This window comes from uncultured Comamonas sp., from assembly GCF_964277875.1.
Taxonomy (GTDB): domain Bacteria; phylum Pseudomonadota; class Gammaproteobacteria; order Burkholderiales; family Burkholderiaceae_C; genus Comamonas; species Comamonas sediminis.
On sequence record NZ_CAXYJV010000030.1, the window covers coordinates 16,959 to 31,693 of the forward strand.

At 65.9% G+C, this 14,735-nt stretch carries 14 protein-coding genes; 9 read left to right on the forward strand and 5 right to left on the reverse strand.

The genetic code is table 11. The annotated features are described in order from the left end of the window. From ACHWUQ_RS10975 to ACHWUQ_RS10990, 4 genes are all read left to right on the forward strand, one after another. On the forward strand, positions 1–1,035 hold the full coding sequence (locus tag ACHWUQ_RS10975; protein ID WP_394681141.1) for a 2Fe-2S iron-sulfur cluster-binding protein: 1,035 nt from the start codon (positions 1–3) through the stop codon (positions 1,033–1,035). A gap of 21 nt (positions 1,036–1,056) precedes the next feature. Continuing rightward, complete coding sequence (locus tag ACHWUQ_RS10980; protein WP_394681142.1) at positions 1,057–1,836, forward strand: SDR family oxidoreductase; 780 nt, start codon at positions 1,057–1,059, stop codon at positions 1,834–1,836. 240 nt (positions 1,837–2,076) lie between these two features. Continuing rightward, positions 2,077–3,171, forward strand: coding sequence for a ProQ/FINO family protein (locus tag ACHWUQ_RS10985; protein ID WP_394681143.1), 1,095 nt, complete (start codon positions 2,077–2,079; stop codon positions 3,169–3,171). A gap of 128 nt (positions 3,172–3,299) precedes the next feature. Further along, positions 3,300–3,425, forward strand: coding sequence for a hypothetical protein (locus ACHWUQ_RS10990; protein WP_373449380.1), 126 nt, complete (start codon positions 3,300–3,302; stop codon positions 3,423–3,425). A gap of 14 nt (positions 3,426–3,439) precedes the next feature. Here ACHWUQ_RS10990 and ACHWUQ_RS10995 read toward each other — a convergent pair whose 3' ends face one another. The 3 genes from ACHWUQ_RS10995 to lplT form a co-directional block, all read right to left on the reverse strand. After that, positions 3,440–3,937 carry a glutathione peroxidase gene (locus ACHWUQ_RS10995; protein WP_312836600.1) on the reverse strand — a complete coding sequence of 166 codons (498 nt, stop codon included), beginning with the start codon at positions 3,935–3,937 and terminating at the stop codon, positions 3,440–3,442. A 37-nt stretch (positions 3,938–3,974) separates the two neighbouring features. Further along, the gene (locus tag ACHWUQ_RS11000; RefSeq protein ID WP_394681144.1) at positions 3,975–4,856 is read right to left on the reverse strand and encodes a DMT family transporter; all 882 of its coding nucleotides are present in this window, start codon (positions 4,854–4,856) and stop codon (positions 3,975–3,977) included. A 109-nt stretch (positions 4,857–4,965) separates the two neighbouring features. Continuing rightward, positions 4,966–6,270, reverse strand: a complete 1,305-nt coding sequence (gene lplT, locus ACHWUQ_RS11005; protein WP_239810215.1) for a lysophospholipid transporter LplT — start codon at positions 6,268–6,270, stop codon at positions 4,966–4,968. 143 nt (positions 6,271–6,413) lie between these two features. Between lplT and alr the strand changes: the two genes are divergently transcribed. Next, entirely contained in the window at positions 6,414–7,517 is a 1,104-nt protein-coding gene (gene alr, locus ACHWUQ_RS11010) for an alanine racemase (RefSeq protein ID WP_394681145.1), read from the forward strand. Between the two features lie 90 nt (positions 7,518–7,607). Here alr and ACHWUQ_RS11015 read toward each other — a convergent pair whose 3' ends face one another. Then, on the reverse strand, positions 7,608–8,876 hold the full coding sequence (locus ACHWUQ_RS11015) for a type II toxin-antitoxin system HipA family toxin (RefSeq protein ID WP_394681146.1): 1,269 nt from the start codon (positions 8,874–8,876) through the stop codon (positions 7,608–7,610). Beyond that, positions 8,873–9,373, reverse strand: coding sequence for a helix-turn-helix transcriptional regulator (locus tag ACHWUQ_RS11020; protein ID WP_394681147.1), 501 nt, complete (start codon positions 9,371–9,373; stop codon positions 8,873–8,875). The genes ACHWUQ_RS11015 and ACHWUQ_RS11020 overlap by 4 nt, the downstream gene beginning before the upstream one ends. Before the next feature lie 367 nt (positions 9,374–9,740). Here ACHWUQ_RS11020 and ACHWUQ_RS11025 point away from each other — a divergent pair, with 367 nt between their 5' ends. The 4 genes from ACHWUQ_RS11025 to ACHWUQ_RS11040 are packed head-to-tail and all read left to right on the forward strand — an operon-like array spanning position 9,741 to position 14,682. Continuing rightward, positions 9,741–10,325, forward strand: a complete 585-nt coding sequence (locus ACHWUQ_RS11025; protein ID WP_312525991.1) for a TetR family transcriptional regulator — start codon at positions 9,741–9,743, stop codon at positions 10,323–10,325. Continuing rightward, positions 10,322–11,986, forward strand: a complete 1,665-nt coding sequence (locus ACHWUQ_RS11030; protein ID WP_239810220.1) for an MFS transporter — start codon at positions 10,322–10,324, stop codon at positions 11,984–11,986. Before ACHWUQ_RS11025 ends, ACHWUQ_RS11030 begins: the two co-directional genes overlap by 4 nt. Before the next feature lie 39 nt (positions 11,987–12,025). Beyond that, positions 12,026–13,222, forward strand: coding sequence for an HlyD family secretion protein (locus tag ACHWUQ_RS11035; protein WP_394681148.1), 1,197 nt, complete (start codon positions 12,026–12,028; stop codon positions 13,220–13,222). Next, positions 13,219–14,682, forward strand: coding sequence for an efflux transporter outer membrane subunit (locus ACHWUQ_RS11040; protein ID WP_394681149.1), 1,464 nt, complete (start codon positions 13,219–13,221; stop codon positions 14,680–14,682). Before ACHWUQ_RS11035 ends, ACHWUQ_RS11040 begins: the two co-directional genes overlap by 4 nt. The last annotated feature ends 53 nt before the right edge of the window (positions 14,683–14,735 follow it).

Consider the following 14,735-nt stretch of genomic DNA (forward strand, 5'->3'; position numbering starts at 1 on the left):
ATGAACTACCGCGTACAGTGGCTGCAGACGCAGCAATTGTTTGACGTGGGTGCCGATGAGTCGGTGCTCGATGCCGCCACGCGCCAGGGCGTGGCGCTGCCCCATGAATGTACCTTTGGCGGCTGCGGCACCTGCCGCATGAAGGTGGAAGAGGGCCAGTTTGCCTATGCCGATGGCGAGCTGCCGCTGGCCATGAGCGAGGAGGAGCATGCACAGGGCTATGCGCTGGCCTGCCAGGCGCGGGCGCAGTCCGATCTGGTGATCAGCATCGCGGCGGGGCCGGACAGCTCCGCACCCATCCGGGTGCAGGCCACCGTGGCCGAGCTGCGCATGCACACGCCCGATATCTACCACCTGGCACTGGACCTGCCCGAGGACCACGGCCTGCGCTATGTGCCGGGCCAGTACCTGAACATCTGCCTGCCCGGCGGCGAGCACCGCAGCTTCTCGATGGCCACGCCGCCGCAGGGCCGGCGCATCAGCCTGCAGATCCGCAAGATTGCCGGCGGGCGCTTTACCGATGGCCTGCTGGCGACGATGGCGGTCGGCGATGTGCTGGATGTGGAACTGCCGCACGGCAGCTTTTACTACCGCGCGCAGGACTACCAGCCAATGGTGTTTGCCGCCACCGGCACCGGCTTTGCGCCGATCAAGGCGATCCTGGAATCGCTGCTGGGCGATGCGGATTGCCCGCCGATCCATTTCTACTGGGGCATGCGCAGCGAGGCGGATCTGTACCTGCTCGATGAGATTGCGGCCTGGGCCGGGCAGTTGTATGAATTCACTTTTGTGCCGGTGCTCTCGCGCCCGTCCGATCGCTGGACCGGCCGGCGCGGCTATGTGCAGGACGCCATTGCCGAGGACTTCGAGGACCTGTCCGAGCATTCGATCTATCTGTGTGGCTCGCCCCATATGATTGCTGATGCCAAGGCGCTGATGGCCCTGTCGGGTGCGGCGCTGGACAAGATCTACAGCGACAGCTTCATCTTCCAGAACGAGGCGGCCGCCGTGGCCGAACTCAGTGAGCAACACTAAGCGGAGCTAAGGAACAACACCATGGATCTGGGATTGACGGGCAAGGCCGCGCTGGTCTGGGGCGGCAGCAAGGGCATGGGCTATGCAGCGGCGCGCCAGCTGGCGCTCGAAGGGGTGGAGGTGGTGGTCGCCGCGCGCACCGAAAGCAGCCTGCAGGCAGCGGCGCAGGCCTTGTCGGCCGAGTGTGGCCGCCCGGTGCGCTATGTGGTGGCCGACATCACGAGGAAGGCGGGCCGCGAAGCCGCACTGGCTGCCTGCCCGCAGCCGGACATTCTGGTCAACAACTCCGACGGCTACCCGCCCGGCGACTTCCGCGACTGGAGCGACGAGACCTGGCACGAGGCGCTGGACATGATGATGGTCGGCCCCATCGACATGATGCGCCGCGTGGTCGATGGCATGCAGCAGCGCGGCTTCGGGCGCATCATCAATATCGTCTCGCGCAGCGTCAAGGCCGCGCATGCCGAGCTGGGGCTGTCCAACGGCGCGCGCTCGGGCCTGGTCGGCTTTGTGGCGGGGCTGGCGCGCCAGACGGTGCGCCACAACGTCACCATCAACAATGTGCTGCCCGGCGCGTTCGACACCGATGCACAGGCCCGCCACATCAACAAGCTCGCCCAGCAAAGCGGCCGCTCGCCGGCCCAGGTGCGCCAGAGCCGCGAGGCCGCCAATCCGGCAGGCCGCTTTGGCCAGCCCGAGGAGGTGGGCGCGCTGATCGCCTACCTGGCATCGCGGCACACCGGCTATGTGACCGGGCAGAGCTGGCTGATCGACGGCGGCGAGTACCCGGGGACCTATTGACGATGGGCAGTGCCAGCGGCGATGCCGTTACCGCAGGCCTTGGCGTGGCCGCGCCACGCCGCCCTGCACCCTGGCCGCTCCCGCCGTTAAAGCCCTGCTGCGGTGTGCAGCTGCTTACTTGGTGATGGGCTTGATTCGTTATACTTGCAGTCTTGCCTTGGGTAATCCAGGGCGTTTTGCTTTTTACCGGTGCAGCTGCTCTTGGCGGGTCTGCACTTTTTTCTGTGCCAGCCTCTGTTTATGACCGAACCGACCCTCCCCACCTCTTCTGATGCTTCCGCACCGGCACCAGCTGCGGCAGCGCCCGCAGCGGGCGGTGATACGCGTCGCCAGCCCAAGCAGGAGCGCCGCGAGCGCCCTGCAGGCGCAGCGCCGGTGCTGAACTCGGCCATGGCCGATGCGCTGCGTGCGGCCACCAAGGGCCATGCGCTGGAAGTGGCAGCTGCGCCTGCACCGGTCGAGGCAGATGCCGCACCCGTGCAGCGCCAGGCGCGCAGCGAGCGCCCCGCTCGCAGCGGCCAGGCCCCCCGCCGCAGCAACAAGCCCGGCAATGGCGCACGCCGCGAAGGCCAGGGTGCTGGTGGCCGTGGCCCGCGCCGTGATGGTGGCCAGGCAGCCCCCGCTGCGCCCAAGGCGCCTCCCCGCCCACGCCACCCGGTGGTGGAAAAGCTCGCAGGTCTGTACCCGGCGCTGTTTGGTGACCAGCCGCTGCCACTCAAGCGCGGTGTGTTCCAGGACCTGATGGCCGCCCACCCCGACGCGTTCGAGAAGAGCGAGCTGAAGGTGGCCCTGGGCCTGCATACCCGTTCGACCCGCTACCTGAACGCCGTGGCCATGGGCCAGCCCCGCCATGACCTGCAGGGCCAGGTGGTCGAGGCGATGGCGCCTGAGCACGTGTTCCATGCGCTGGTGGAGTCCTTCCGCCGCCGCAAGCCGCGCGACGGCGAAGACCTGCAGCTCAAGCTGCGCCGCCGCATTGGCATGGCCTATATTGCATCGGACCTGAGCCGCGACGACTTCCTGGCCAAGGTCCAGGTCAAGGATGAAGCAACCCAGGCGATGCTCGCTGCTGCCATGCAGGAAGTGGCCGAGTTCGACGCCAAGGCCGAGGCGCTGGCGACCGCCCATGCTGCCAGCGGCAAGAGCGTGGCCGAGTTTGCCGACATGTACGGCATGCACCCGGCTGCGGTCGAGCGCCACCTGCACCGCGCCGCCCAGACCAAGGCGATTGCTGTACGCCCTGCCGCTGCCCCTGCGGCCCCCGAAGCGGCGGACGAGGACGAGGTGGCCGAGCCGGCCGCCGCCAAGGCCGACGACAGCGCTGCTGCTGAATAAACCCGGCCTTCGCCCAGTAAAAAGCTGCCCGCGCTCTAAAAGCGTGGACAGCTTTTTTTATGTGCTGGCTTGATCGCCGATCAGCCGCTGCTTACACTGACTGTCTGAGACCTGGCAAGGAGACCGCCATGAAGCCCGATAGCACCACAAGCACCACCAAGCGCCGCTGGCTGCGCAAGTTCTGGGGTGCGGTCTGTGTGATTGCCGGCCTGGCCAGCATTGCCGCCGGGCTGGAGACGGCGTTGATGGACTGAGCGCCGTTTGGTATTTAAGAAGCAGCCAAGGCCTTTTCAATAGCCGCTGCCAGCTTGGCGGGTTTGGTCATCGGTGCAAAGCGCTGCACCGTGCGGCCATCGCGGCCCACCAGAAACTTGGTGAAGTTCCACAGAATCCGCCCACCCAGGATGCCCGGCGCCTGCGCCTTGAGCCAGGCAAACAAGGGGTCGGTGTGCGGGCCGTTCACTTCCACCTTGGCCAGGCTGGGAAAGCTGGTCTGGTAGTTCAGCTCGCAAAACTGCGCAATCTCGGCATTGCTGCCCGATGCCTGCGCACCAAACTGGTTGCACGGCACCCCCAGCACCTGCAGGCCCTGGGCGCCGTACTGCTGCTGCAAGGCCTCCAGCCCTTTGAGCTGCGGCGTGAAACCGCAGGCCGTGGCCGTGTTGACCACCAGCACCACCTGGCCGGCATAGCGCGACAGCGGCAGCGGCTGGGCGCTGGCATCGTGGAGAACAAAGTCCTGGATGGTGTGCGGTGTTGCGGGCATGGCGGCTATCTTAGTCGCTAACCCACCGTCACACCACTCAGGGCAGTCGCGACTCCAGCGCCGCGATCAGCGAGGCCGACAGCACCAGCGCGCCGCCCAGCAGCAGGCGGCCCGAGAGCACCGTGCCCTCGATCAGCACATTGGACGCGCTGGCAAACACCACCTCGGACAGCATCACCACCGCAGCGGTGGTGGCGGCCAGGCGCGAGGCACCGTATTGCAAGGTCCAGTTGCTCAGCATGATCAGCACGGCGACGACCAGCACCATCAGCGGCCAGCTCCAGACGATATCGGGAACAGGCGGCATGCGGCCCAGGGAGATGCCCAGCACCGACATGGCGCCGGCGGCGACCAGACCGCCAAAGAACATGGCCAGCATGCGCGCCTCGCCCGGCACGCGGTACTGGCTGCGCAACACCACATTGGTGCCGGCAAAGGTGAAGCCGCCGACAATCGCCAGCGCATCGGGCAGCGAGAGGTTGGCCGTCAGGCTCTGCCAGGTGGCGCCGGCCGGAATCATCACGATCAGCACGCCGCTGAAGGCCAGCACCAGGCGCAGTATCGAATACTTGTTGGGCTTTTCACCCAGAAAGTACCAGGCCAGCAGCACCGACCAGGCGGGCATCAGATAGAACAGCAGCACCACGCGCACCACATCGCCGGTGGTGGCCGCCCAGTTGAACAGCACATTCGTGCTGCCCGAGGTAAAGGCCAGCAGCAGCAACAGCGGGTGGCGCCGGGCAATGGCCGCCGCCGCCGGCTTGACCAGCAGCAGCCCGCAAAACAGGATCAGGTAGACCAGGGCGGTGCCCAGCACCGGGTGCACCCCCAGGGCCTGCAACTGACGGAACGGCCACCAGATCGTGCCCCAGATCAGGGCGTTGGTCATCAGGGCTAAAAAGGGCAGCGCGGTGAGCATGGGGCGAGGGGAAGCCGCGCCTGGGGTGCCCAGGCGCTGTCAGCTTACTAATTTTTGGGTGGTGCAGAAGGGCCGGGTGGCCTGGCGCTGGGCCCACCGCCTGGGGCCGTCAGTGGTGGTGGTCGTGGCGGGCAATGTCCAGCAGCCGTTGGACTTCCTGCGGATGCTGTTTGCAATTATGCCGGTGCCACAGCAGGATGCACCACATGATGCCGGCCACCAGCAGGCCAAAGCAGGTGATGGCGCCGTAGGCCGACATGCCAAAGCGGGTGAACATGCTGTAGACGACACCCAGGCCCAGGATGCAGGCCTGCTCGTTGAAGTTCTGCACCGCAATCGAGCGGCCCGAGCCCATCAGGTTATGGCCCCGGTGCTGCAGCAAGGCATTCATCGGCACCACCAGGAAGCCGCCCAGGCCCCCCAGCACGACCAGGAAAGGCACCGCCAGCCAGATGCTGTGGATAAAGTTCATGCACACCACCAGGAGGCCCATCGCAATGCCCAGCGGGATCACGCGCGTGGCGCCGTCGAGCTTCATGCGCATCGAGGCCAGAATGGCGCCGACTGCCGTGCCAATCGCCACCACGCCGACGAGGGCCGAGGCCTTGGTGGTGCTGTAGCCCAGCGCCACCGCGCTCCAGGCCAGCACGATATAGCGCAGGTTGCCCGACACGCCCCAGAACAAGGTGGTGGTCGACAGCGAGATCTGGCCGAGCTTGTCGCGCCAGAGGCGGCTGTTGCAGCGCCAGAAGTCGGGCAGCAGGTCCATCACGTTGGAGAACATGCTGCGGCTCATGTCCTGGCGCAGCGGCACCAGCTGGGTATTCGTGCGCGGGATGCGCGTGTTGAACCAGGCAGCGCCGGCATACAGCAGCCCGATCACGCAGATCGCCGCCTCGGACGGGGTGTCGATGGGGGTGTCGATCAGCGGCAGATCAAAAGACAGCAGCCAGCCCGAGACCTGGGGGCCCACCAGCTGGCCACCCAGCAGCACGCCCAGGATGATCGAGGTAATGGTCAGCCCCTCGATCCAGCCATTGGCCCGCACCAGCTGGCTGGCGGGCAGCAGCTCGGTGAGGATGCCGTATTTGGCCGGGGAGTAGGCTGCTGCGCCCAGGCCGACGACCGCATAGGCGAGCAGCGGGTGGTGGCCAAACAGCATCAGCAGGCAGCCGACGACCTTGATGGCATTGCTGATGAACATCACCTGCCCCTTGGGGTAGGCATCGGCAAAAGCGCCTACAAACGGTGCCAGGATCACGTAGAACAGCGCGAACATGGGCACCAGGGCGGCACGCTGCCACTCGGCGGCCCCTGCGTTGATCAGCAGATCGACGGCAACGACAAACAGGGCGTTGTCGGCCAGCGAGCTGAAAAACTGCGCCGACATGATGGTGTAGAAACCGCGCTTCATTCGTTGGGGATGCTAATAAGGGATGCTAATGGCGCGAGAAATTTGTAAGCTGCGTGTAGGGAGTCGAGGTTATAGCACGCAGGGGCGAAAGCACGGTGCCAGAATACTAGGGGTTTTTCATCATCTTGTTGTGAGTATTCGCCATGCCGCGCCCCATTCTAGCCACCATTCATACCGCTGCCTTGCAACATAACCTGGCACGCGCGCGTCAAGCGGCGCAAGACGCCAAGCTGTGGTGTGTCGTGAAAGCAAACGCTTACGGGCATGGTATCGAGCAGGTGTTTGACGGCATGCGCGCCGCCGATGGCTTTGCGCTGCTGGAGCCGTCCGAGGCGCAGCGCATCCGTGATCTGGGCTGGCGCGGCCCCATCCTGCTGCTCGAAGGCGTCTTTGATGCGCGTGACCTGGAGCTGTGCTCGCGCCTGAACCTCTGGCATACGGTGCACTGCGACCAGCAGATCGACTGGCTGGCGGCGCACAAGACCCAGCAGCCCCACCGCGTGTTCCTGAAGATGAACTCCGGCATGAACCGCCTGGGCTTCACCGCCGAGCGCTACCGCTCGGCCTGGGCGCGCCTCAATGCGCTGCCCCAGGTGGATGAGATCTCCTTCATCACCCATTTCAGCGATGCCGATACCGCCAAGGGCATTGGCGCGGCACTGGCGCTGTTCACCCAGACCACTGTGGACCTGCCCGGCGAGCGCAGCATCTGCAACAGCGCCGCGCTGCTGCGCAATCCCGATATGTCGGCGAGCGAGCGTGGCGACTGGGTGCGCGGCGGCATCCTGCTCTATGGCAGCGCGCCCGATTACCCGCTGCAAACCGCTGACGACTGGGGCCTGCAGCCTACGATGACCTTGTCAGCCAAGGTCATCGGCGTGCAGGAACTGCAGCCCGGCGACACCGTCGGCTATGGCTCGGCCTTTACCGCCGACAAGCCCATGCGCATCGGTGTCGTTGCCTGCGGCTATGCCGACGGCTACCCCCGCCACTGCGGCAACGGCACCCCCGTGCTGGTCGACGGCCAGCGCTCGCGCCTGATCGGCCGGGTCAGCATGGACATGGTCACCGTTGATCTCACGGACATCCCCCAAGCCGGCTGGGGCAGCGAGGTCACCCTCTGGGGCCGCGCCGCCAATGGCACGGTGCTCGCCATCGACGAAGTGGCACACGCCGCCGGCACCGTGGGCTATGAGCTGATGTGCGCGGTGGCGCCCCGGGTGCCGGTGGTGGTGGATGGGCACTGAGCTGCCTTAAATATAGGCAGATCTTCCAAGGGCTGGGATGGGAGGGCGCTGCGCCATCGCTTCTGAAGGTTTCAGCCAGCCCCGCAGGCTTTAAAGAAATGCCTGCCTTTGCAGCCGAAGCGCGTCGCGGTCGATGCTGGCTGCGAGCTGTTCCATATCCACCGGGCTGACGCCCAGCGCCTGAAAATGCACAGCCCATTGGTCGACGACCGCTGCCACCTTTTTCACCAGCGCCAGGGCGCGCGGCCTTTTAAGGCCGTACTCGTTGATCTGGGTGAGGGCATTCTCCAAGGTGGATTCGGCGCCCATGGTTCCCACGCTGAGGGCTTGGTAGCCCAGGTTTTGCAGGCTAGGCACCACGTCGTAGGCGGGGCTGAGGTCGTAGTAGTTATCAGCCAGGTTGAGGCTGAGGCTGTGGTTGCGCTCATGGTCGTCGGTGTTGTCCATGAGGATGTTGAAAACCATGCGCTTGAACAACTCCTCGCGCATGGCGGCTTGTCGCTCGGGATGGCCCAGGCGCAGCAGGATGCTTGCCAAGGCGCTGTAGCCCATCTCCAGCCCCGCAGCGCGCAGGGCGGTATGGGCAGACTGGCAGTGCACCCGGAAGGGGCCGATGCGGTCAAAACGTTCGACGGTGAGTGCGTGCCGTGCTTTGCCATAGCGTGGTGGCAGAGGCAGCACCGCCGTGTTGGCGGTGTACATGCCGGCTTGTGCGGCCAGCCTCATCGTCGCGTGTTCAATCAGCGGGGTATCCACGGCATCATCCAACTCGCTGAACTTGATGACGCACGGGCCATTGTCGGTCTGCAGCAAGGCCTTGGGCCGGGCGCCGCCCAAGGTGACGCCGGGCTGGATCAGCCGCTGTATCTCAGGGGTGATCGGGGCCTGGGTCTGCACGTCTTCTACGGCGGCAGCGAGTTGCGCCAAGTCGTTCAACCGCGGATAGGGCCCGATGTAGCGCGGCAGGTAACGCTCGGCCGAGGTGGAGATGCCCAGCGCGCCAAAGCGGTCGTCACCGGCAAAGAGCAGCATCTCCAGAATTGACAGGCGTGCAGGCCGGTCGATATGGCGGATGATGCGCTCGCCCCAGCGGTCAGGCCGGGCATCGTCAATGGCGCCGGGCGCTGTGTGCTTTTCATCATTGCTGAAGAGCTGGCCTTGTACCAAGGGCAGGTCCTGGCTGAGTGCAAAGTTCCACCAATCTGGCGCATAGCTGAACGTGGCGCAATCCGCCACCAACTGCGAAAGGCTGACCGTGCCCGCCAAGGTGGGCGCTGCTGGGTTGACCATGGCCCAGACATAGAGCTGGTCTTGCGGCACATAGGTGCGTGCAGAGACGGCGGGGGCGGCGGTGGTCATGGCTTTTGGGGAGGCTTCTTGGCCATGAGCGCGGCAAGCCCTGGGGCTGCACTTGTCCATTCCTGGCGTGCTTCGTTCAACAGGCCAGGAATGATGGAGGCAAGGTCGGATTCCTGGCTGGGGTACACGGCACTATCCGCGTTGGCCGTTGGTGGCGCAGCACTGTTTGGCTGGGGCGCTTTGGGTTTGCGCTGAGCTTTTGCCTTGGCGACCTCCCGCTCCAGCGCCGCATGGTCGTTTTGGGGCGCAATCAGCGCGGCCAAATCGCCCTTTGGATTGATCAGCCACATGCACATCACATAGGAGGCCATTGCCACCGACGGATCACCCCGCTCGATCCGCGCCATCGTGGGCTGCGAAATGCCCAGGCGCTTGGCCCATTGCGCCTGCGACTCTCCCCGCCGCTTACGGGCGATCGCAATGTTCTGCGCCAGCTTTTCGATCTGCTGCAGAACGGCTTGCGGGTAGTGAGAGGGCGGTGTGTTTTGGCGAGGCATTCATAGATATTAGTCTTTTGCGAGAAAAAAGCAAATCTATGAATTATTTCGACTTCCACGTCGCTGAAATCCGACCAACCTCTGCTTGCTAAAGGTGTTATGCACCATAGATGTCGTGATTCACGCATATTTCATTCATCTATAAATAATTTGTGAAGAATGTGTCAGGCCTCACGCTTTTTTCTCAAGTGGGCCGCGTGACCTCTGGTGGCTCATCTCGCAGGCTGTTCTCTCGAAAGTCACTAGTAAGTTGCCCAAAAAATAGGCAGCCATTAACCCACGGGTTTACCCTAGCGTCACCAGGGTTTGTGCAGGTCGCGCACAATTAGCGTACAGTTTTGTACGTTTAATGCTTTTGCCCCACACCATGACCTCCAAAGAACGCCAACCCCGCAGTGATGCGCTGGCCCATCGCAGCCAGTTGCTCGATGCGGCTCTACATGTGTTTACCGAGCAGGGGGTGACGGTGGCCTTGGATGTGGTGGCTGAGCGGGCGGGGGTGAGCCGCACGACGCTGTACCGCAATTTTGCGGACCGGCCTGCGCTGCTGCGGGCCTTGCTGATCCATATTCTGGATCGGCTGGCCGCCAAGGCCCAGGCCTTGAGCGCCACCGGCGATGCCGATGCGCTGTTCGAGTTTCTGCGCCTGTGGGCGCATGACTCAGTGCTGACCGTGCCGCTGACCGATTACTGGCGTTCGCTGCCGCTCGATGACCCCTTGGTCGTCGATCTGCGTGCGCGCCTGTTGGCGCTGGTGACACCGTTGTTGCTGCAGGCCAAGGCGGCAGGGCGCTGCCGGGAGGATCTGCAAGGCGCCGATTTGCTGCTGATCGTGGGCATGTTCAGTGCGGCGCGGCGGGGCCGCACACCGGCTGAGCGCCTGCAACTGAGCGACCGCGCCTGGCAGCTGATCACCGAGGGCCTGCGCGTGGATGCCCGGGAGATGGTATGAACGCGCCTGCCTTTCGCTATGTCGAGCAACCCCCGGATTGGGAGACGCATGAGCGCCCCGTGCTGCCGGGCTCGCCCGCGCGGCTGCAGCACACGCTGCCCCGGCGCATTGCCTACATCATGGTGGGCCTGTTTGTTGGCCTGGTCGGGGGTCTGGGCAATGGCCTGGTCACCGCCAATCTGACCTCGATCCAGGGCCAACTGGGCCTGACCGCCGTGGAGGCCGCCTGGCTGCCTGCAGCTTATGTGATGGTCAATGTGACGGCCAACCTGCTGGTCTTCAAAAGCCGCCAGCAGCTGGGCCTGCGGGTGTTTGCCGAATGGGGCCTGGGCATCTATGCGCTGCTGGCGCTGCTGCATGTGTTTGTCGAGGGCTACACCATGTCCATCGTCGTGCGGGCGGTGGCCGGTTTTGCCGGTGCCACCACCACCTCGCTGGCCGTCATGTATGTGATGCAGGGTTTTCCGGCGTCCAAGGTGCCCTCGGCCTTCATCCTGGGCATGAACATGTCCTCGATCGCCGTGCCGCTGGCCTGGGTACTCTCGCCCTCGCTGGTCAACGTCAATCCCTGGCCCCATCTGTATGCGTTCGAGGCGGGCCTGGCGCTGATGGCCTTTGCCGCCGTGGTGGTGCTCAAGCTGCCACGGGGCTTGCAGATCCATGTGTTCGAGCCGCTGGACTTTGTGACCTTTCTGCTGGTCGCGCCTGCGGTGGGCCTGCTGTGTGCGGTGCTGGCCCAGGGCGTCAATGCCTGGTGGTTCAATGCCCCCTGGCTAGCCTATGCGCTGATCGCCTCGGTGGTGCTGTTTGCGCTGGCGGCACTGCTGGAATACAGCCGCCGCACGCCGCTGATCCAGCTGCGCTGGCTGATGCACCCCACGACGCTGACCTTCATGGCCGGGGCCATCATGATGCGTTTCATGATCTCCGAGCAGAACTATGGCGTGGTGGGTCTGCTGCGCGCGATGGGCGTGGTGCCCGAGCAGCTGCAGGCCCTGTACGGCGTGATCTTTGTCGGCATGCTGCTGGGCGTGATCGTCGGGGCGGCTACCTTCAGCGCGCAGGCCATCCTGCCGCAGATCCTGACCTCGATCCTGCTGATCGGCGTGGGCGGATGGCTGGACCTGCACTCCACCAGCCTGAGCCGCCCGCATGACTTCTTCTTCAGCCAGTTCCTGATCGCGTTTTCGGCGGCGCTGTTCATGGGACCGGTGATGATGATCGGCATCCAGCGCGCGCTGGGCAAGGGGCTGGACCACATGGTCACCTTTGTCGTGCTGTTCTCGGTCACCCAAAGCCTGGGCGGCCTGCTCGGCCCGGCGCTGCTGGGCAGTATCCAGCAGCAGCGTGCCCAGCTCTACACCCAGGCGATTGCTGCCGAGATGCCGGTAACCAACCCGCTGGTCGCGCAGCGCCTGGCCCAGCAATCGCAGTCCCTGGGCCGTACCATCACCGACCCGGTGCAGCGCGGCGCCCAAAGCCAGGCCCAGCTGGTGCAGGTGATCCGGCGCGAAGCGGCGGTGCGTGCCTTCAACGATGTGTTCCGCGTGATTGGCGCGATGGCGCTGGCCTTCCTGGCCTGGGCGTTCTACCGCGTGCTGCGCCAGCGCACCCTGGCCTGGCTGGCGCGGCGCCGAGGCGAGCTGCCGGCCCCCGTCTGATCCCACCCCTTTTCGATCCCTATCTACAAAGCAACAACAATGGCTGATACTGAAAAACCCACCCCCAACGCTGCCCCCGCTCCCGCAGCGGAGCCGGCAGCCCCACAAGCCACGCCAGCGCCTGCGGTGCCCGTGCCCGCCGCTGCGCCTGCGGCATCGCCAACGGCCAAGCTGATCCGGCCCAGCCGCCGCGCGGTGCTGACGATGGCGGTCGTCGCCTTGGCCGGTGTGCTGCTGGTGCTCTGGGCCTGGAAGCTGCCGCCCTTTGCCTCCGACATGATGCGCACCGACAACGCCTATGTGCGCGGCCAGATCACCGTGCTGGCGCCCCAGGTCAGCGGTTATGTGACCGAGGTGAATGTGCAGGACTATGCGCACGTCAAACGCGGCGATGTGCTGCTGCGCATCGACGACCGCATCTATGCCGAAAAAGTGGCCCAGGCCCAGGCGCAGCTCGACAATGCCCGCGCGCAGCTGGCCAACTCGGACCAGACCCAGGCGCAAAACCGCGCCAACCTGGGCGCACGCCAGGCCAGCCTGTCGGCGGTGGATGCCGAAGCCCGCCGTGCGGCGGCCGATCTGCAGCGGGTCGAGGACCTGGCCGCGCGCGGCTCGGTGTCGTTGCGCGAGCGTGACCAGTCGCGCGCCACCAGCCAGCTGGCCAAGGCCAATGTGCAAAAGGCGCAGGCCGATATCCGCATTGGCGAGCAAAGCATCAAATCCACCCAGGTGGCACGGGCCAGCCTGGAAGCCCAGGTGAAGGCCGCCGAAGCCCAGCTGGGCCTGGCCAGGATCGACCTAGACAACACGGTGGTGCGTGCACCGCGCGATGGCCAGATCAGCGAGGCCTCGGTGCGCCTGGGCCAGTATGTAGCCGCTGGCACGCAGCTGTTGTTCCTGGTGCCCGAGCAGCTCTGGGTGGTAGCCAACTTCAAGGAAACCCAGATTGCCCACATGCAGCAGGGCCAGGCCGCCAGCTTTTACGTCGATGCGCTGGAAGGCGCACGGCTGAGCGGCCATATCGAGCAGATGGCACCGGCGACCGGCTCGGAGTTCAGCGTCATCAAGGCTGACAATGCCTCGGGCAACTTCATCAAGATCGTGCAGCGCCTGCCGATCCGCATTGCGATTGACCCGGACCAGCCGCTCGCTGCCCGCCTGCGCCCCGGCATGTCGGTCGAAGTGCAGGTGGACACCCGCGCGGCCAAGGCCGCTGCCCAGGGAGACCGGCCATGACCCGCACTCCGCCAGTGCGCGGTTCGGCCTGGACCGCGCTGACCACCCTGAGCCTGGCCCTGCTGCTGGCCGGTTGCGCACCGGCGCTGCGCCAGGCGCCCGCCGATGCCGCCGTGACCGTGCCCGCCGCCTGGGCACAGACCGAGGCCGCTGCCACCAGCGGGCCTGAGGCAGCCGTGCCCGCCGCCTGGTGGCAGGCCTTTGGCGATGAGCAGCTCAACCACTATGTGAAGGCCGCGCTGGCGCGCAATGCCAACCTGCAGGTGGCAGGCACCCGGGTGGCGGCTGCGCGCGCCCAGCTCGCGGCGGCCGCTGCCGCACTGCAACCCAACCTGTCGCTGGGCGCCAATGTGGGCGCCACCCACACGTTGACGGCCTCGGGCATCACCACCAGCCGCTCTGTGCAGCCCCAGCTGCAGGCCAGCTGGGAGCCCGATCTGTGGGGGCGCCTGGGCGACCGCAGTACGGCGGCTGATCTGCAATACCGCGCCAGCCAGGCCGACCGTGATGCAGTGGCGCTGACGGTGGCGGCCACCACGGCCCAGGCCTATGTCGATCTGCTGGGCCGCGAGGCACAACTGGCCCAGACGCGCCAGACCTTGCAGACCCGCAGCACCGCGCTGCAGCTGGCCCGGGACCAGGAATCGGTGGGCTATATCTCGCGGCTGCAGGTGACGCAGGCCCAGGCCGAGTACGAGGCGGTGCAGGGCCAGATCCCGCCGCTGGAGCTGGCCATTGCGCGCCAGTACAACGCACTGCAGCTGCTGGCCGGCGATGTGCCTGCGGTGCGCGATCCCAAGGCGGCCGACGGCCAGGGCTTTGCCCGCCTGCAGATGCCGGTGGTGCCAGCGGCGCTGCCATCAACCTTGCTGCGCCGCCGGCCTGACCTGGTGCAGGCCGAGCTGAACCTGGCCGCCAGTGATGCCAGCCTGCGTGCCAGCCGGGCCGCCTACCTGCCCCAGCTCAACCTCAGCGCCAGTGCGGGGCGGCTGTTTGTCAATGCGCTGCAGTACAACCCCATCAATGTCTGGAGCCTGGGCGCCAGCGTGCTGGCACCGCTGTTGGATGGCGGCCGGCTTGATGCGCAGTACGACACGGCCACGGCCCAGCGTGACCAGGCCGCCTATGCGTACCGGGCCGCTGTACTGTCGGCGTTGGGCGACGTGGAAAACGCGCTGGTGGGCGTGCAGCGCCTGGCCGAGCAGGAGCAGGCAGCCGAGCGCCGCCGCGCCGTGCTGGCCCAGACCCTGGGCTATGCCAAGGACCGCTACGAGGCGGGCTATGCGTCCTACCTCGAGCAGATCGACGCCCAGCGCAACCTGTTCCAGGCCGAGACCGAGCTGGTCAACCTGCGCCAGAGCCGGCTGGACAACCAGATTGCGCTGTACCGCGCGCTGGGCGGGGGCTGGTCGGCCGATGCCGTGTTGCCCGCAGCCGCTGCGCAGCCGGCCGCAGATTAGACGGGGCTTAATCCCGGCACAAAGCGTTGCGCACAGCCGTCAGACCGGGGGTG